This window comes from Mycoplasma sp. 13536, from assembly GCF_055523495.1.
The window spans coordinates 249,431-270,308 of sequence record NZ_JBVFVC010000001.1; the positions used below are offsets into that span (position 1 = coordinate 249,431).

Annotated in this window: 14 protein-coding genes and 1 rRNA gene; 5 read left to right on the forward strand and 10 right to left on the reverse strand. The window is 27.5% G+C overall.

From position 1 onward, the window contains the following. Positions 1-103 precede the first annotated feature (103 nt). The gene (locus tag AC0B4N_RS01000) at positions 104-628 is read left to right on the forward strand and encodes a hypothetical protein (RefSeq protein WP_465102054.1); all 525 of its coding nucleotides are present in this window, start codon (positions 104-106) and stop codon (positions 626-628) included. A gap of 1 nt (position 629) precedes the next feature. Here the strand turns inward: AC0B4N_RS01000 and rrf are convergent. From rrf to AC0B4N_RS01050, 10 genes are all read right to left on the reverse strand, one after another. Continuing rightward, a 5S ribosomal RNA gene (gene rrf / locus AC0B4N_RS01005) occupies positions 630-735 on the reverse strand. 594 nt (positions 736-1,329) lie between these two features. Beyond that, positions 1,330-2,277, reverse strand: coding sequence for a hypothetical protein (locus AC0B4N_RS01010; RefSeq protein ID WP_465102055.1), 948 nt, complete (start codon positions 2,275-2,277; stop codon positions 1,330-1,332). Further along, positions 2,264-4,417, reverse strand: a complete 2,154-nt coding sequence (locus tag AC0B4N_RS01015; protein ID WP_465102056.1) for a S8 family serine peptidase — start codon at positions 4,415-4,417, stop codon at positions 2,264-2,266. The genes AC0B4N_RS01010 and AC0B4N_RS01015 overlap by 14 nt, the downstream gene beginning before the upstream one ends. A 308-nt stretch (positions 4,418-4,725) precedes the next feature. Continuing rightward, entirely contained in the window at positions 4,726-5,517 is a 792-nt protein-coding gene (locus AC0B4N_RS01020) for a hypothetical protein (RefSeq protein WP_465102057.1), read from the reverse strand. Next, a complete protein-coding gene (locus tag AC0B4N_RS01025; protein WP_465102058.1) occupies positions 5,504-7,552 on the reverse strand; it encodes a S8 family serine peptidase in 2,049 nt (682 codons plus the stop codon). The genes AC0B4N_RS01020 and AC0B4N_RS01025 overlap by 14 nt, the downstream gene beginning before the upstream one ends. Positions 7,553-7,757: 205 nt before the next feature. Next, a complete protein-coding gene (locus AC0B4N_RS01030; RefSeq protein WP_465102059.1) occupies positions 7,758-9,287 on the reverse strand; it encodes a hypothetical protein in 1,530 nt (509 codons plus the stop codon). Between the two features lie 188 nt (positions 9,288-9,475). Then, positions 9,476-11,587 (reverse strand): membrane protein insertase YidC, encoded by a 2,112-nt coding sequence (yidC, locus tag AC0B4N_RS01035; protein ID WP_465102060.1) that lies wholly within the window; start codon positions 11,585-11,587, stop codon positions 9,476-9,478. Continuing rightward, positions 11,565-11,906 (reverse strand): ribonuclease P protein component, encoded by a 342-nt coding sequence (rnpA, locus tag AC0B4N_RS01040; RefSeq protein ID WP_465102061.1) that lies wholly within the window; start codon positions 11,904-11,906, stop codon positions 11,565-11,567. Before rnpA ends, yidC begins: the two co-directional genes overlap by 23 nt. A 12-nt stretch (positions 11,907-11,918) precedes the next feature. Further along, positions 11,919-12,068 carry a 50S ribosomal protein L34 gene (gene rpmH / locus AC0B4N_RS01045; RefSeq protein WP_465101868.1) on the reverse strand — a complete coding sequence of 50 codons (150 nt, stop codon included), beginning with the start codon at positions 12,066-12,068 and terminating at the stop codon, positions 11,919-11,921. A 165-nt stretch (positions 12,069-12,233) separates the two neighbouring features. Then, on the reverse strand, positions 12,234-12,839 hold the full coding sequence (locus AC0B4N_RS01050) for an FMN-dependent NADH-azoreductase (protein WP_465102062.1): 606 nt from the start codon (positions 12,837-12,839) through the stop codon (positions 12,234-12,236). A gap of 73 nt (positions 12,840-12,912) precedes the next feature. Between AC0B4N_RS01050 and serS the strand changes: the two genes are divergently transcribed. The 4 genes from serS (at position 12,913) to AC0B4N_RS01070 (ending at position 20,799) form a co-directional block, all read left to right on the forward strand. Beyond that, positions 12,913-14,178, forward strand: coding sequence for a serine--tRNA ligase (gene serS / locus AC0B4N_RS01055; RefSeq protein WP_465102063.1), 1,266 nt, complete (start codon positions 12,913-12,915; stop codon positions 14,176-14,178). Then, positions 14,178-15,017 (forward strand): Cof-type HAD-IIB family hydrolase, encoded by an 840-nt coding sequence (locus AC0B4N_RS01060; protein WP_465102064.1) that lies wholly within the window; start codon positions 14,178-14,180, stop codon positions 15,015-15,017. The genes serS and AC0B4N_RS01060 overlap by 1 nt, the downstream gene beginning before the upstream one ends. A gap of 38 nt (positions 15,018-15,055) precedes the next feature. Continuing rightward, complete coding sequence (locus AC0B4N_RS01065; protein WP_465102065.1) at positions 15,056-15,865, forward strand: HAD-IIB family hydrolase; 810 nt, start codon at positions 15,056-15,058, stop codon at positions 15,863-15,865. An 89-nt stretch (positions 15,866-15,954) separates the two neighbouring features. Beyond that, the gene (locus AC0B4N_RS01070) at positions 15,955-20,799 is read left to right on the forward strand and encodes an MGA_1079 family surface serine endopeptidase (protein WP_465102066.1); all 4,845 of its coding nucleotides are present in this window, start codon (positions 15,955-15,957) and stop codon (positions 20,797-20,799) included. Positions 20,800-20,878 lie beyond the last annotated feature (79 nt).

Here is a 20,878-nt window from a genome sequence, read left to right on the forward strand (position 1 = left end):
TCTCCTATCTTAAAATTTGGCATTTTATTATTAAGCCACTTTTTTTATAAATTATAACAAAAAATAATTATAAAAGTGCACGTTTATAATTATAATTATAAACATGAAAACAAGAAATTTTTTAGACACTCTTGGTGCCTTTGATTTATTAGCTAAAAAACATAAATTTGTTTACTCGCTTTTTTCTAAAACTATTAATAGTTTGGCTTTAAACCAAAGTACTTCACAGCCATATGAAGTAGTTATAAATCTAGAAACCTTAACTACACTATTATTTCTAGAAAATAATGTTTTAATTGGAAACCGCAGTTATGCGGCTGAAAACACCATGCCGTATATTGCCTTAAATAATGAAAAAATTTATTTAAATTTATTAATAAAAACAACCAAATCTAATTATAACCTGGTTGTTAACACAAAGTATAACAAAAAAATTGAATATAACTTATTTAAATTAATTAATAAGTTATATTCACCAAATCCTGATTTATTAATTCTTTTATATTTTGATTCAAATGAAGGATTAACAAAAATAAAAAAAGTTATAAATGTTAATCCAGATTATTATTCAGTTATCGAAGTTGCTGGAAAGCAATTTCCATACATTGAAGAATGAAAAAAAATATAAAAAACAGCGGCTTCCTATTTTCACCTTTAGGCTATCGTCGGCGTAAAGAGGCTTAACTACTGAGTTCGGAATGGTATCAGGTGATCCCTCTTGCTTTAACCACTGATAATAGTATAACACAAAAAAATAAAAGTCAAAATATTTTTTATTTTTTTTGGAATGTGTTTTTTGGAAAAGTCACATGCGAAATATTAACAAAATAATTGCGTTTTAATTTTAACATAATTTTTATATAAAAAAATGTATGAGAAAACAGAAAGCACGGCAGTTTTTTATAGTGAGGTCCATAAGTTGGACCAAATTAATTGGCAAAACTTAGGGAGTTCGCTATAAACTTCAATTACATTCCAAAATTCAAAAGATCGAAATATAATTAGGGTCTCAAACAACATTACAGCTTTTCTATTGAATTTAAACCAGATGAAGCTAAATATATGAAAATTTGATGAGTTAACAAGGGATAGAGTTAGTTCAAATAGGCCCTAAAATTTATATTACATTTGAGGAAATGATATTCTTACAACGGGAACAGTCTAATGAAAATCATGCTTTAAATCAGATGCCTAAAAAGAGAAAAAATAAAAGTAACAGCTAATTTAGTCCATACCTTTGTCGAAGTCAAATTCTTTATCTATAGTGCAGAGAATAATCCATATAAAAAATGCTTGGGTGGCTCCAAGCATTTTTCCTTAAAATATAAATTATGGATATTGTTTTTTAAATACTTCTTCATGTCATTTAACAAATTTATCCTTAAATGAAAGAAGTGTTTCATCTTCTTTTCTTCATATTGTTTTATATTCTATAACATGATTTTTATTAACTAAGAAAACTTCCCATTTTATCGGTTCCATTTCAAGTGCGTCCATATGTCAAACTGATTCAGGGATTAGTTCATGACCACTAATTGAAGTTATATATGTTTTATTGTTTTGGTATATTGGTATTATATAGCCAGCACCTTGTAAATATTTATAAGGGCTTACAGTAGTTATAACTATATTATAGTTATCTAAAATATTATAAGCATCTTTATTTTCTAAATATAATTCTTCAAAAAGTTTTTTAATTTTTTGATCATCAAAAAACTCATTAAAAGGATTTAATTCTTTAAATCTGTTGACAATATAAGTGTCAAATTCCTCTTTCGAAGTTATTATATATGAATCTTGAGCTAAAAAATTCTGAGGGCTTTTTGGTTGCAATGATTTATCTAAAAAATTCTCATTAAAAGTATCTAAATATTTTAAATGGTATTCATTTTTTAAATATAGTTCGTCTTCTCGTAATCATTCTTTAGGGGCAAAGACTGCAATTTTAGTAAACTTTTTATATACTGGATAAATAACTTTGTATATTTCTTTTATTTCATTAATGAGTTCTTCTTCGGTTGGTTCTTTTGGTTTTTCTATCTTATCATTTAATGTTGGTTTATCAATATTTCGCTTTGTATTATTCTTTTTTTTATCTTCCACAATATTTTGATTTAAATTTGGATCTTGTTTAGGTACTGGTTCATCTTTGACTTCCTTTATTTCTATTGGTTTCGTAGTCTCTTTAATTGTACCTTGTTTCTTTGCATTACATGCAAATGTGAATAAAGGTGTTAAAATTGGGCTACATAACAAAATTTTCTTAATAATCTTCATTTCGTACCACATGTGTTAGTGCAACAATATCATCAACAGAATTTGCAAAAGAATTTTTCGATACTTTAGTAACTATATATCTGTAACTTCCCGATTCGGTAATCTTATGTTCTATTAACTCATCATTAGTTAAAACAGTATAAACGCCTTTGACTGTAACTCAAGCTCCAGTCTCATCTTTCTTTTGTAAGGTTAAATCATAATCAGTAAACCATCTATCATATTGACGTTTCTTTGCTTCTTCTTGTTTAAGTCATAAATAATCATTATGAGTATCCGGTAAAGTCGAATATGGGTTATTTCAAGGCGTATAAGGAGTTTCGTTTGTTACTATTTTTGAAATACTAAAACGATTTAATTTATTTTCTCAATAGCTGTTATTTTGTAATGAATAATATGAATTAAGTGGAGAATCTAAAGATTTTAAAATACCAGCATTAAACATCCATGAACTAGAAATTTTAATAGTTTGATTTTTACGTAATTTAAGTTCATCGCTTCTTAAAACAATTTGACTTGCTTCAGTTGGACTAATTGTTTTAACTTGGTAATTATTAGCTGCTTCAAGCATTGCTTTAAAATCTGGTGTTCCAGCTCCAAATTTTTGCTCATAACCACTTGTTTTATAGCTTAATCCAGTTAGTTTAGGACTAACAGCTGATGCAGATAAAATTGCTTTTACAATTGGAACCCTATATTTACTATTTCTAATTTTTTCATTATATTTCATTAAATTAGAAAGTAATCCTGTAACAACTGGCGCAGCATAACTAGTTCCTTTGCTATAATTATTAGTGTTATAAACTGGGTTATAAAAATATGCTGGTGAAACAACTAAAGGTTTAGATATATTGCTAAATTCATCTAATAATTGATAATTAGAATAATCTGCAACTTTATTAGATCTTAAATTTTTCTTGTTAGCATTATTTTCTAATGCACCTACAATTATAGAATTAAAAGATAATTTGTCGTCTGATATTAAGTGCCTGCTATTAGTACCATTATTTCCTGCGGAAAAGATATTTATCACACCATATTTACGTGATATATAGTCTAAAAAATATGAGTTTTCACTGTATCCTAAAAAGTATTTTGGATTATCAACATATTCAGATCCATTTCAAATAGTCATTTTAGTACCATAGCTATGGTTTATTAAACGTATACCATCTTCCTTAACCATTTTTTGAATTGTTTTATTTCAATGACCATCGGTAAAATTACTAGTATATAAATATACTTTGGAAGTTTTATCAATACCGTGCTGGCCACCAACTATCATTGACACCATAGTTGAATGTGAGTTTTTTGGTTTATTGACATTGTTTTCAAGGTCATTTATTTCTATCCCATTTTTAAAATACTTTTTATATTTCTGATCAAATGGGTAAGCTCAAACTTCTAACACACCAATTTTATTAATATAACTATTATTCAAATAATTAGTTACATTAACTATCGATGCATTTTTATTTGATGAGTCAATAAATTTTTGCAAGTCAAAATCAATATAACTTTCATAATTTTTATTTTTATAAATTGTTGGGTCAAAGTTAGGAGGCATTAATTCATATGGTATTGGATCTAGAAATTCACGTGGTGGATCAAGTTGATTTACTTCAAATTTATTAACTTTATTCTCAAAAATAATAAATTTCTCAATTTCATTTCAACTTTTTATTGAATTAACAAAACTTTCCCGATGCTTTTCACTTTCAAAGTAGAACCAGACCATTGGGAATATTTCGCTAGTTTCAAATGATTTAAATGTCACATCATTTATTTTAACTTTATTTATAAAGTTATAATTAAACCTAGCTATTAAATCTTCATTTTCTGTTTCAAAACCAGGATTTAATAATAATTTAAGCTCATAATTATTATTAATTGGTATATTTGCTTCTTCATTATCTTCAGTTAAAGCAGATGTTGTACCTTGTCCACGAATCTCAAACTTATTAGTACTTAAATTATCATATCAATCTTTTATAACAATTTGTTTTAAAGTTTTAGGAACAAAGAAAGCAGATAACCCAGAAAAACTTATAAAAAGTCGAAAGAATGATTTTAAATTCGTTAGTATAAAAATCTCCTTATTAAATTTATCTAAAAATATATTTAATTGTTTAAATAACATTAAAAATTCTATATATAAATTATAACATAATTTAAAGTGTTAATTAATGTTGGTAAATATACGAACCTATCTTTTTCACAATAATTAAATATCAAATACTCAAAAAATACTTTATTTAATGAAAATGGTGTTAAACAGGAAATAGTAAGTCATTTTGTAACTAGTAAAAGAGAAGCACCACTTTATCTAGTTTAACTGCTTATCATAATTCTAAACAATAAAAAAATTTTTTAAACCTGTAGAGGAATAATCAAACTACAAAATCAAAAAAACCTAATCTGATTTAAATAGATTAGGTTTTAAAAATATTATGTTTTCTTATTAGGGAGATAAACATCATTGTATCACTTTTTTATATCCTCAAAGCTATTATATATTCGCTTTGTTACAGTTATATCCTTTGGTAGTAAAATTACTTTTCAAACAACAGGCCCACCTCATCCACTAGTCCATACTGGTTCTTTATTAATATCACGAATTTGAAATACAAAAAACATGTTGTTAAATTCCATTTTTATTAAGTTATGTTCTTCGGTATATGGAAAAATATAAATATCAAATTTTTGAAGAATATTAAAAACATCTTTGTTTTTTAAATAAAGTTTCTCAAAAAGTTCTTTTATCTCAAGTTCATCTTGGAAATTTTCAAAACTTGGTACTTCTTTAGCATTGCTAATAATATAGTTGTTAAAATTTTCTTTAGTGCTGATTTTTATAAATTGTGGACTAATAAAATCATTGTCTATAAAAAATTTGCTATTTATTTTATTCTCAATACGTGTTGATGAAGATTTTTCACTATTACTTTTAATTCTAGTTGTTTTTGGAGGCAGAAAAGCACTTTCAGTTACATAGTTTGCTTCTTCCTTGGCTAGTTCTTTGGATATTTTTTTGTGTTCTTCTTCGTTTATTTTTTTAGTAACTATACTGGTAATGTCATTCTCGTTAAGTGTCCAAGTTTTTTCGTTCCAAGGTTTTTCATCTTCTTTAGGATCTAAAATATAATTAGGTGGGTAATCAATTTCTTTCTGTGAGCAAGAAAATACTTGTAGAGGCATTAATAAAATGGATGATAAAACTAATTTTTTAATAATTTTCATTTCTTACCAGGTGTGTTACTGCTATTAAATCAGCTGCTAAATTAGTTGATTCAGAGTAAGTTCTTTTTTGCACTAAGTATCTATATGTTCCATTAGTTAAAACATTATAATTAATGATCTCATCATTAGTATTTATTACTCTTTTAACTATAATATTTTGTCAATTACCACGACTATCTAGTTTTTGAAGTACTAAATTATAATCTGTGAACCATTTATTGGCTTTATCTTTTAAAACTGTATCTAAATTTAATTGCCACTCACTTTTATGTGTTGAATTTCAATCAATTGTTTCTTTTTTAACCCTTTCGCGTTCCGATCTTTCCTGAGCATCTTTTCGAGCACTATTAAAAAAGTTTATAAATGAATTTCACCAATTTGTGTTAGGGGTGTACTTTGGTTTCTCTTCTTTTGTTTTTAGTAATCCCGCATTAAATGTTCACGAACTTGAAATTTTTATATTCTGACCTTTTTGAAGAGTTATAGGACTACTGGTTAAAACATTTCTATTACGACTAGTAGGATCTACTTTTGCAACATAATAATTCTTTGCTGCTTGAAGCATGCCTTTAAAATCTACTGTACCTGCGCCATATTTTTTCTCATAACCATTATTTTTATATGATAAACCATTTAATTTTGGAGTAATCGCAGAAGCTGATAAAATAGCTTTTACTAGTGGAACTCTAAATTCAGAATTATTTATTTTTGGGTTTGCTTTTAATAAATTAGATATTAAACCTGCTACCAGTGGCGATGAATAACTAGTACCAACACCATATCCATTTTTATCATATGCAATTTCGTAAAATTCAGCTGGTGCAACTACTAGTGGTTTTGCAAGGTCATCATATTCTTGTTTTAGCCTATAATTTGAATATGTTGCAATTCTGTTAGTTTTAAGGGTGTTTTTTGAAGCATTCTCTTTCAAAGAACCTACTAAAACAGAATTTAAAGCCAATAAATTATCCCCTATAGCCAATATTTTTTTGCTTTCTTTTTCTTTATCTAAATCAATATTTCCAACTGCCATAACATGAATTACTCCATACTTACGGGCAAGGTAATCTAAGAAATAAGAATTCTCGTTGTAGTCAGGTGTTTTAAATGAATAACTATGGTTGATTATTTTAACGCCATCAATTTTCACCATCTTTTCTAAATACTCATTTCATTCACCATCAGTACTAAAGGTTGAGAGGTATATTTTTGAAGTTTTATCAACTCCATGCTTACCACCAGCAATCAGAGACACAGTTGTAGAATGTTCTTTAGGACCATTATGTATTACTCTAGCTTGTGATTCTTTTAAATAAAGGTTTTCGCCAAAAAAACCCTTATAAGTATAATCAAAATCATGATGATAAATTTCCATAATCCCAATTTTACTATCATGTGCAGTTACTCTGTCGTAACCTAGACTATTAACAATATCTAAATTTTTTTCTACACTTGCAATGTATTTTTCAACATTATTCTGATTTTGTATATATTTATGCATATACTGTTTTTCATTTGGGGTTGGATTTAAAATCCACTCGTACATATCGTTATTAACTCTGTATGAAGCATATTCATTTTTATATATTATTAACTTGAAAACTTCCTTCCAGTTCTTTATATGATTTAATAATATTTGCCTATCTTTTTCACTTTCAAAATACAACCATACTGTAGGCATAGTTGAACTTTTTATAGTTGATAAGTATTTGAGATTCTTTTTATTAATTTTTGTGATGAAATCATTATTAAACCTCGTTATAATATTTTCATCCTCGGTTTCCATATCAAGATTTAACAAAATTTTCAATTCAAATTTATTATCAATATACCTTAATTCATTTGTATTCCCCGTCCCAAATGAATTAGAAAACATTAGTTGATCTCTAAACTCAAATTTGTCAATTTTAATATTTGAAGATAAATAAGAAGTTTTGAAACTACCACTATAAAAAGGGGTTGACAAAATAAATCCAAAGCTTAGTAGACTAAAAATAGGCCGTAAAATTAACTTTTTTAGTTTATTTTGTTTCATAACACATCCTTTCTTATATTTATAATTATTAAGAAAACTAATTTGTAAAACAAATATTAATAATATTCCTAAATTATTGATAGTTGAATATCAGTTTTCTCAAAAAAATTATATATTTTTTTTGAGAAAACTTTTTACTTTTTTCAGACAAAATAAAAGATATTATAAAAGCAAAAATATTCGCAATTAATGCGAATATTTTAATTTATTTAGTATCCCTAGGGTCATCCCCAAATCAACCCCAGAAATTTGGCATTTTAACTTCTTGTGTTTTATTATTATAAGTTACTTTAATGATTGCTTTAGTAGGATCAAATAGACTACTAAATTCAACGTAAAATCCTAGTTTATCACCATTAACTAATTTCATACCATTTTTAACATAAGCCTTAAATTTAACTTGGTTTGCAACTACATTAACTGGTTCTAATTTATCATTATTGATTTTATATTTCATAGTAGTTTTTGGGGTATCTGGGTGTGATAGTTCGATTGTTACCTCTTTGCCATTATGATCATTTTGATTGGTTGATCTACCTGTACTACTTACAACACTTTTGTCAAATGAAACATATTTATTTCAAGTTCCTCTTCTCCAAATTTCATTTTCTTGTCATTTGGTAAGTGTAACATCACCAGTTTTTCTATTTTTACCAGCAACATCAAAATATGATCCATTTCTATACCCTGTAAATGACATAACAATTCTTGTTTTTGAAGGGTCTCATCTTTTTCCTAATAATAGTTGGAAAGTTATGTAACCTAATTCATCATCTGATTTATATGTACTAGTATATAAACTTATATCACTCTTATTTGATCCAAGGTTTGAAATAAGAGATGCTTTATTTTTTTCAATTACATATGAAACATTTCCAGTGCTTTGCCCTTCTTGTTGAATTGTCATATTTAAGTAAAGTTTTCTACTTGGATCTTCTGAAAAATTATGGTTATTTGGTATAACTACCTGGTATAAAGGTAAATTAGGAACTAATCCTAAGTGTTGCGAATGAGGAAGAATATCTAAGTATTCTTTTGTAGCTTGTAATGTTACAAAAGGTTTACCAGTTACAGCATTAATATGTATGTTTGATGAAGCATTTCTAGCATTTACTTTTTTCTCATCTAATGGGATAAAAGCAAAATCTTTTACTGCAGATTCAAAAGGCTTTTTAATCTCTGGTTTATAAGTTTCTACACTTGCTGCTAATTTTAGTAATTCTTCATGGCTCATTTTTTCTAAAGCAGTTTGTTTTACAACATGGCGGCTTGTTGGTTTAATAGCAATTTCTCTACCACCAAGACCAATTTCAAATTTAAAGTTTGCTGCTGTTCAAGCATAATCGCCCGCAAATTTAACATCTAGTGAATATGTCTTTGTAGCTTCATTAAATTTTCCATTTTCAAGCCTAGCACCAGTTGCTTTAAAACTAGTTGTAACTTCTTCAACTTTATTTGTGTATCCTAAATACATTACATTATCTCCACCACTTATATTAGGGTGCTCTAATGTAAAACTAATAAATGAATACATTGATTTAAGGTCATTTATTTCATTATCTTTTAATGCAAAACTAACATTTACTACATGGTATTTTTTACCATTTTCTGTAACAGTTTTATCAAAATATGCAGTATTATTACTTTGATTTGTATTAGCACTTAATCCAATAATAGGCAGTGCTACTAATGAAGTAGGTAACAAAGCAAAAGCCTTTTTAAAACTTTTTTTCATAATTTCAGCTCCTTTTGGTAAAGTTAAATTGAAGCTTTACCAAAGTAATTATACCAAATATACAAGAAAAATAATTTAACCCTTGAGCCCTTTATACTGTTATTTCCAGTAAAAATATTGTTGTGTTTTTAATTGAAAAACAAAAAAAGTATCCAAAAATGAATACTTTTAGTTTATATTTTGGGTTGTTACTTGGCTAATTTCTTACTATACTTTTGTTTAAATCATTTGGTTTGTTTTAGTTTATGAAGTGTTAATGCTTGTCCTATTTGTCATAAACCACCAAATAACCAGTAAACTTGAACTCCGGCACTAAACAAGACTGTAATACCCGTAAAAATAATCATCATATACTTTTGGGTTTTTTCTGATTTTTTCAAGGCTTGTTTTTCCGTAATAGTCATTGAAATCTTATTTTTCTTCCGGTTCAACCATTGAGGTATAAGTTGTGAAATTAATTGAACCACAATTGCAGCAACTAAAATCCATATATACACAAAGTTACCGCTAGTTACTTTTTGTCATGATACAGATGAGAAGTTAATTCCAAGCCAGAATGTTTCTTTAAGTTCTGGAATAGCTTGAATTACCCGCCACATCGCGAGGAATACTGGCATTGACAGGAAGATGTTAGCAAATTGATCAAGTGGATTAATATTATATTTGCTATATAAAGCTTGAAGCTCTTGACTTTTTTTCATCTTCATGGCCTTATTATTTTCAAATCCCATGTATTTAGCTTCAATAGCTGCTTTTTTATTTCTTAACCCTTCTTGTACTGATTGCATGATTGTTGATTTAAATGAAAGAGCTAGCACAAGTAAACGAGTAAAGATAACTGCAATTAAAATAGCAATGATTGATGACCAACCATCCATATCCGGCATTGCTTGTCTTAATGATTGAACAACAACAGATAAAGGATAGACTAATAAACCATAAAATGGACCATATGTTCATGCTTGGCCTCATGTATAAATAGGCTGAACAGGATAATCACCGCCTAATAAAATATTAGTTTGCAATTTAGCTTCGCCTTGCGGAGCATTCTTATTATATTCTGCAATGAATTCTTCTATCGCATATGTATTTTCGTCATATTTATTAGTAGATGAAGTAATTAATTCAGAAACTCTCGCTTTATATGCATTCCCTGAAACACGTGTTGGAACAATACCAAATTGCATTAATCAAGCATAAATTATTTCATGGTAAGCATTTATAATTGCATACTCTTCTTGGGTTATTTTAAATAGCTCTTCATTATTATTTTGTATTTTTGTATCTTTATTTTCGATTCTAGATACTAAGAATCTATAATAGTCATTAAATGAATTAAAGGTTTGTTTATATTCTTGTTGAGCTACAGTGTTTAATCTTTGTAATAATTTACTATCTTTCCCAAATGTATATGCATAGAAGAATTGTAAAACATCTCTTGCAAATGCACGGTTAAGTAAACTCCTTGTTTGATCAGTTGCGCCAGTAATAGAGTCTAATGCTTCTTTTGAAACATAATCTACTTTCTGTAATCCTGAAATAAATGAAACTGCAACTTTCCCATTTTCATCTACTTCATTATATCTTCTAGTTACTTCAGAACCAGCAGAATTTGTAGTTTTAATTTCTTTTTGCTTTAAGGCTAAAAATGGGGAATTTTGATCAGGAAGGTAACTAAAAATTAAAATTTGATTTTCATCTAAACTAGGATCGTGTAAATATTGATATTTAAGTTCACTTTCACTTCTGAATAAACTCTTATTATCTTTCTGAATAATATTAGATTCATTATCTATTTTTGAATAACCTAGTTTTGTTAAATCTTCACTTTTAATACCTTCAGCTCCAATACTAGTCATGAAAATTCCGTGTTTTCCATAAACACCTTTGTTGTCAATAGTTTGTTTACTAAGGTTTTTTAAAGTATCTTTATTATCAACCAATACGTTGACATCAGCATCTTGTTGTAAGACATCCAAACTTAAGTTTATACTTTTATCTTTAACAGTTTCACCATTAGCATCGGTGTAAGTTGAAGTGTTATTTACATTTTTAGGTTTAAAAGTATTAAGTTTTGGTGCAATATCTTCAGGACGGCGGTAAAACTCGATACTATTACCTACATTTGATGAAGTTTTTAAAACAAAGGACTGCACGCAGCCTGTTATAGTAATAGAAAAAGCAAATAAGTAAAGAATGATTTTGACAATTTTTCAAATTTTCTTTGTTAATTCACTTCTTCTTTTTTGTGGATCATTTTCTAAATTAGAAAAATAACTAAATTGCGGTGTTTTTTTCATAATTCCTTAATTTTTTAAAAAGTATTTGTGTAGCTACCTTTTTATCATTGTAGCTAATTTCGCAAAACTTTTTACGAGCAATAATTATTATATGATACTTAAGGTCAAAAACGTTTAGTTCTCTTAAGATCGACTTTAATTGCCGTTTATAAAAATTACGACCAACAGAACCCTCAAATTTTTTTGGGATGGTAATACCAATTTTACATTCAGTTGATTTTTGATAATAAATAATTAATGTATCATTGGAAATATATTTTTTAGAATTAATTATTTTTTCAAAATCTCAATTTTTGCTGAGTCGGAATTTCTTTTTCATAATTTAACAATATTATTTGTTATCTGAAACTGTAAGTCTTTTTCTACCTTTAGCTCTACGACTAGCTAATACTTTTCTACCATTAACAGACTTCATTCTAGCTCTAAATCCATGAACTTTTGCATGTTTACGTTTATTAGGTTGGTAAGTTCTTTTGCTCATTTTGCCTCCTTATAAATTAAAATAAATTGATATATACGTAATATAAGCGTGTTTATATTATACAATAAAAATATTTTTTATGTCAAGTATTTTTTACGACTATAAAAGACGACATTTTAACCCTTTTTAGACAAAAAACAAACCTGGTGGTTTGTTTTTTGATTTTTATAATTTACTTTTAATTTCTGTAACTAAATGTTCAAGTTGTCCTTTAACTGATTCAACATATTCTTGTGGACTTTGACCAGCAATACTTGTAACTTTGGTTCCTAAGATATCAAATGAATTAACACATTTTGCTCCTAAAAATCCAAAAGTTCCTTTTAATCATTTAATATGATCACCTCATGTATATGTTCCATAGCCTGCGCCCTGTGAAGCAACTACTAATACATTAAGTTTGTTTAATAATCCAATTGGCATTGCTGATGTTGCACCTTCATATGTAAATGTTTTACCAGCAACTGCAATAGCATCAATAAAGTTTTTAACTGTGTTAGTTGGTGCAAAATTAATCATAGACATTGAGATGACTAATAAGTCAGTTTCCTTAAGTTCTTTAATCCATTTATCGCTTTCTATATCATTTCAATATGTTTTAAAGTTTTGTTCAGTTAACATTGTCTTAGCAAATTCAGTTTGATTTAAATCAATTCTTTTGACAGAATATTTATCATTTGCAAATAATGATTCAATATGATTCATTGTTGCAGTTGAATATGATGTTTCACTTGTATTAAGTGCACCATCTAATAATAAAATTTTTAGCATTTTTTCTCCTTCGTTGAAATTTTGTAACTAAATTATACATTATTTATTATAATTAAAAGAGAAAGCGAGAAAAATGCTAGATTTAAAAAATATTTTAAAAAATCCTGAGAAAGTTAAAGCAAGTTTGCAAAGCAGAAACTTTGACCTTGCAATATTTGATGATTTACTAAATAAAGCACAAAGCCGTGGAAATCTTATGTTCCAAGCGCAAAATAAAAAAAGTGAATTAACTAAATTATCAAAGTTATTTGGACAATATAAAAATCAACCTGATAAACTATCTGAATTAAAAGAGCAAATTGATGATGTAAAAATTCAAGAAGTATCCTTAACTAAAAAATCTGATGATTTAAATAATGAGATACAATCTCTTTTAGCACAGATTCCAAATCTACCTTTTGAATCTGTTCCTGTTGGTGAAGACGAAACAAACAATATAGTTTTAAAAGAATATCCAACGTTAGGGAGGGGATTGGTTTCTGGTACATTGCCACACTACGAAATTGCTAAAAAACTTGATATTATTGATATTGAAAGAGCTGTAAAATTATCAGGTTCAAGGTATGTTATTTATAAAAACCAAGGGGCTAAATTAGTGCGCGCATTAATTAATTTTATGCTAGATTTACACGAAACTAAAGGGTACCAAGAATTTACAACACCAGTTATAGTTAATCATAATATTTTATTTGGTACTGGTCAATTACCCAAATTTGAAGAAGATTTATATAAATTAGACAATTCACAATATTTAATACCAACAGCAGAAGTAACTTTAACAAACATTTATAACAATGAGGTGGTAGATTTATCAAAACCATTTAAAGCAACAGCTTATACTGAATGTTTTAGATCAGAAGCAGGAAGTTCAGGACGAGATACCAAAGGAATTTTACGCCAACACCAATTTAAAAAAGTTGAATTAGTTAAAGTAACTAATTCACAAACTGCTAATAGTGAGTTTGAACAAATGGTCTTAGATGCACAAGATGTATTAACAAAACTAGAAATACCACACCGTTTATTACAATTATGTACTGGTGATCTTGGTTTTTCAGCAAGAACAACAATTGATTTAGAACTATGGTTACCTTCTGAACAAAAATATCGTGAGGTTTCAAGTGTGAGTTATATGGGAGATTTTCAGGCTCGCCGTGCTATGATTCGTTTTAAAAATGATCAGGGGCAAAATGAATATGCTCACACAATGAATGGTTCAGCCATGGCTGTTGACCGTCTTATTGCAGCTATTTTAGAAATCTATCAAAACCACGATGGATCTATTACAATTCCTAAAGTTTTAGTACCATATATGAATGGCTTAGAGGTAATTAAATAATGAAAAAAATATTTGCATTTGATTTAGATGGAACATTATTAACAAAACAAAATTATGTTCACTCAGAAACTATTGAAGCTTTAAAGTTAGTTAAAAAACAAGGTCACTATAATGTTGTGGCTACTGGGCGTGGCTTGTCAAATATAATGCCACTTTTTAAAAATAATGATTTGTCTTCAATTGATTTTCTTATTTGCTCGAATGGCGCTATGATTCATGACCCAAAAACCGGAAAAAACGAAATAATTCAAAGTATTAAACCGGAAGTTATGGAAATTATTTATAATATTTTTATTGAAACTAAATCAATCTTATTGCGTGTTGATACAATAGATAAAAATCAAACTTTAATTCATGATGAATATATGAGTGAATGAGCCACAAAAACTCACGTACAAAGTGATACATATTATGCTCCTTCAACAAAACAAGAAGTTTGAGACAATATTTATAAACCAGGTACAATAATTACGCAAATTGCTTTGCGTAACAATATTCATAAAGCAGCAGATGTTACTAATCAATTAACCGCTGCTTTAAAAGAAAGTGGTTGCGAAGTATATTTAACAAATTCAATTTATTCAGATATCAACGGAATTAATGTGTCAAAATGAAATACCTTAAAATATTTAGCAAATTCATTAAATGTGGATATTCAAAATATTGTAGCATTTGGAGATAGCGGAAATGATGTGACAATGATCCAAAACGTAGGTTATGGTCTTGCAATGGGTAATGCTACTTTAGATGCTAAAGCAGTCGCTAAAGAAGTAATTGGTGATCATAATACCGGTGCCATAGGACAATTTATCAAAAAATATTTACAAAAAGATCTTTAAATAACTTTTAAAGATCTTTTTTAATATATAATATTAACATGAACAAACCTGAAATAATTTTTATTGATTTAGACGGAACAACATTAGACGGACCAGGTGTTAAATTCTGAGAACGAATGCCTACTGAATATACAATTAATGTAATAAATAAGTTGCAAAAACAACTCCCAGTTGTTGTTTCAACTGGAAGAGGTGTAAATCAAAAGACACAAAGCATTGTATCACTGCTTGGTAATAATAGTTATATAGCTTGAAATGGGGCAAAAATTGTTGAAGATGGTAAAGTTATTGCTAGTTTTCCGGTCGAACAAGAAGTAGCCCAAGAACTCTTTGATGATATTAAAAAGAACAAATGTTTTGTTGTTTTTAATTCTTCAAAAGAACATGCATTTGTTAAAAATAATTTTTATAAATTTTGAATGGGCTTTGGTAAGGAACAAGCTAAACAATATTCAGAATATAAAAATGATTTTGAGATCTTCAAGGCACTAGTTTGGTCAATTTCAAAATCAAAAATCAGAAAACTTGCTCTTGAATGAGGCCAAAAATATAAAGGCAAATTAGAAGTTACTCTTAGTGGTTCAAATAATATTTTAGAAATTACCAAAATCAATGTTTCTAAAGGTGATGCAGAAGTAGCCTATTGCAAACTAAAGGGAATAGATCCTCAAAATGCCATCCACTTTGGTGATAGCGGAAATGATGCTTCAACTAAAAACAAAGTTGGTAAATTGATTGCTATGGCTAATTCAACAGATGAATTAAAAGAAATAGCAGATGAAGTATTACCGCTAACTTGTGCTGAATCTGGGTTAGCGAAGTATTTAGAGGAAAACTATTTAAAATAAACTACATATAATATTTTACTTACCTGTATAAAATACAGGTTTTTCTTTATTTATTGTAAAATAATTACAATAAATAAATGTGAGGTTTTATGCATAAAAAGAAACAGTTAGTTTTAATGATCCCTTTAGTAACGTTGCTACCAGTTATAATAATGAGTTGTAATAGTGCTCAAAGACTTGAAAAAGAAGATAAAGAAAAAGATCCTAATTATCAAAAGATAATTAGTTTTTTCAATAATCAAAATAGAAAACAGTTAAATATATTACAAAATAATATTACACAAACAAAAGAACCTATTTCAGCTAATAAATCTGATATTCTAATAAATTTTGCAACTGAGTATCTAAATATCTTAGATGCTAATATTGAAAGTCTTTATTCAGATATTGGTATTAACAATGAAAACTTTAATTCAATTAAAACAAAACTTCAAAAATATGACAAGATTATTAATACAACCTCATTAAACTTAAATAATTTAACTCCTCAATTACTAGAAGAAATTAAACAAACTCATTCTGATATTCAAGCATACAATGAATTAGTGATTGAGAAAAACAAAGAATTAGATATGTTCGTAAACGAAGCAAAGAAACTTAATCTTAATAATAAAGTTGTTAAAGACTTTTTAAATTCTGCAATTTATAAATTATTTAATTTAAATAAAGAAGTTAAGAATCCTTTGGAGTTGATTAAACAAATTGATAATAATATTACAAAACTAAATAAGTTGTTTACATTTGCATTTAGTTTAAATAACAAACCTTTAATTGCACAATTAAATAAAGTTAAAATATTTCTTGAGGAAAACCTGTCAATAAATAACATATCTTCCTATAATAATGAATTCGAAAATAACTTTACTTCATTAACTAATTACATTATTGAAAATAATCTAATAGCGCATGATGTAAGGAATGCTAAAAATGGGTTATTTAAAACTGTTGAATCTTCAAATATTTCACCACTGGATAAACAGTCATTAATATCTGAGATCCAAAATATTTATAACTTAGAGGGTATTTATCAATTAAAAACAAAACTAAATCACCTTGAAACAAGCCAAGTTGTTAAACTAAGAAATTCTTTAATTCAAACAATAGAAGAAGCACAGTTAACACAAAATAACAAAGATAATTTAAAAGATTTACTTAATACTTATAGTTTTAAATCATTAAATACCTTTAACGAAGAATTTACTAAATTCCTGCAAATCTTTGAACAAGTTAATAATAAACTAACGAGCATTGAAACATATATTAAAAATGAATGCCAAGGTTCACAAAAACTAGTTTTAGATTATTACAAAGAAAAATCCAAATATAATAAATTATTTACAGGTGGCTTATTAGATAAAATCTCGCTAGTTTCAATGCAATCAAATATCGAATCTTTTGAAACTTTATTACAAACTTATCAAACTCTTAATACTAATCTAAAACAAAACAAGGAGCAAGATTCCAAAACACTACTAGACTACTTCAAAGATGATGCAGGTGAGAGACTAAAATTTGAATATGATGAATTAGGTAAAAAATATGACCTCGAAAAATATTCATATTCAGCATCATATACTTTTGAAAATACAAAGTTATTCTTTGATGTGCATGATAATGAATATATTGATTATCAAATTACAAACCTAGAATTAGACCCAAGAAATTGAAATACTTTAAATATGCAAGTTAAAGTAATATTAAAACCTAATCCAGGCATAAACTACACTTATAATTTCTCCAAAACATTCGCTAGAGATGTTACTCAATACATTGACAAAATTAACCTTTGACACATTGATGAGAATTTTAATGTAAATTATGAGAGTTTAAATGAATTAAAAGAAAGTGATTTTTTGAATTTAAGTTTTGAAGATAAACTTTCATACTTTAAACCTAAATCAAGAAAAATTTCCAAATTCTTTACTTATCAATTTCTTAATGATTTTGAATATAGAAATGGACAATTATATGTAACGTTAAGAATTTTATTTAATAACCAAATAATAAGAGAAATAAAACGGCCAACACTGCATAAAGTAGACTTTTGAAATAATCAAGGATCATACCAAAATTATCTTGATGAAATACATAAAGCAAAGATCTTTAAAATCCTTGAAGGAACTTCAGCAACATTTTTCAATTCTTTAAAATTTAAACCAAATACCAAAACAACTCATGAAATATACCTTGCTTCTGATGCAATTAGAGCATTCAATGATTCATATATTTTGCCTAAATTTGGTAAATATGAATTATTTATTAAAGATGTTATTAATATTGATGATTGAAATGGAACAGCACAATTAATTCTATGATACAAAAAAGATGGAGTTGAAGTGCCAAGCGAAAATAATCAAGATATTTATAAAAATTCTATTAAAATTAACAATTTCAAATTACTTAACTTCTTTGACTTAAAGCCTAAAGGCGAAATCTTTACTGCAGAAGACTTTAAAGATGCAACAGCCCCAGATCAAAATATTATTAATTTAATTAACTCTGTTAATGAATCAAACTTTACTCCAAGGCTTACTTCATCAACTAAAGTAGAACCTGATTTTAGACTTATCAATGTTCAAGATTTAATTGACCAAAAAGCATTTATTAACATGGAATATTTAATGTTAATAAATAACACAGGTTCTAATAATAAAGGTGTAAATCACGATGATAAAGCATATGTTCCATTAGATAACAAATATTATGATAAAGATATAGAGGTTAATGCAACAAATATAAGCACATTACGAGGAGATTATTTCCCAGTTTGATATGATGTAAAGCGTGTTGGTAAGCGTGGTATGTCATTTAAACTTGGATGAATTAAGAAAACTGATCAATCAATTAGATATACTAATGAAAAAGAATATACCTTAATTAATTTAGTTAACGATTACCAACAACACCACTACCCAGAGATCATGGTTAATAATATAAAACTAAGTGATTTAAATATTAATTATGAAACCTTAAAAACTAAAACAGCAGATGAATGAGCAAGAGATTTAAATGGCCTTGAACAAGTAATCAAATTGAAAGTTAATGAAAATAATGAAATTCAATACAAAAACTTCTCTTTACCAGCTTCAATATTTAAAATAAATTCTATAAAACGTATTTCTGGTGACCAAGCATACATCAGCTTTAAGGTCCAAGATAAAAGCAATAAATGAATTCAAGGTAATACGTGATACAAAATAAAAGGATTTGCATTAAGTCAAACAAATAATTTATACGAAAGTTTTACATGAAGAAATTCAAATTTAAGAACAATTCAAGATTCTCTAAATTCAATTACTCGTGATCGTGTAATTGAACCAATGTGAGATGATTTATTATGAGATATCAATACTCGTACTAATATTGCATCATGAACTTTTAAACGAAAATATCTTGAACAAACATTATTAAAACCAAATGCTAGAAATAGAAATATTAAATTTAATATACATGCTAATTCTTTAATTAATGATGATCAAAGAAATCAGCGGATTCGTAATACAGAAAATGCCATTGCCATTAACATTAATTTAGATGAATTAATTGCTTCTAAAACTATTAAATATATTAAAGAAGCTAAAACTAATACAGAAGATACCTTTAAATATATAGTAAGTCTAACCTGAAATGAAACAACTGGTATTGAATTCAAAATCTATATCGAAGATAATTCACATAAAATCATTATTGATGAACCTGAATCTCAAATTGGTTTTCAGGACACTTTTGAAAAACATCGGGCATTTTTAATATTACCTGCTGCTGTAAGCGCAACAATACAATATACAAATGATGAAGAATTAGAAGATTTTAAAGTTAACCAAAACCGCTTTGATTATAATAACATGGAATATAATCAATTCAACCAACCTATTACCATTTTCTCAGATTGAGAATATTTAGCTAACCGTGATGTCTATCAACCAAACCAAAATGTATCCTTCAAATTACATGAAGGATACAAAATGGATGCTGAATACATGCGCCTTGAAGAGTGAAGGAACTGAGATGTTGTGGAAAATGCATATTTAAGAACAATAGTAGATACAGGGGGGGGTAATTTAGGTACTGGCGGCTTTTTATCCAAAACAAATAATGATCCAAATAATGCTACATTTTACTATTTGACAAACATGCATATTGCAAAACAAGAAGCAAGTAATTGAAATGATGTTATTGATGACTCATTCCTGCATAAACATGCAGGAAACACATATTACCTTCCTTTTCAATTAATTGGAAGTGACTTAGAAAGACAAAAACATTATTCTATAACTCATAAATATCCAAATGTTAGTGTTAAACCTTTATGACTTTCCTCGAATCAAGTATCTAAAGATGGTAGTAAAGAAGGAAATAATGATATGCTTATCTCAGTAATGGATTTAAATGAAAAAATGAGTGAAGCACTAAGTAATGGGCATATGGACCTAGTTTTAAGAACAAATAAACTTATGAGCCAATCTAATATTGGTCTAGATGTTCCTTCTAAATTTAGAATTCCTTCAGTTCCAATGATTTGGGAGGCTACAACACTAGGTTTTCCTACTAAGAAAACTGCTGGATCTATTATTCGAAGACCATTATGAATTGATGATAACCGCTATGCTACAGGCTGGCGTAACTACTATTCACATATCTTTACAGGTGGTGGTGCATCAGGAAGTCCTGTATGAATTATAAATAATGGAAAACTTAACTATTTTGGTATTCATACAGCTGGTACTGGCGGATATATGGGAGACGGTCAATTTGCAGTATTTTATAGTTATGACACTCGTGAATATAATCTTTTTGGTGTTAATTATGAAAATAAGAATCCTCTTTCTTTGCAAAACTATAGATCTTTATCATCACAAATTCTCAAAGCTCATTTATATGATCCTGGTAATTATGATCTAGCTTGATTTTTAAAACAAGTAAACCAAAATTAAGTTTTAAATACAATAATCAGGAACAATTTTTCAAATATGATATAATTATTATGTGCAAAATTAACAAACCATAGTTCTT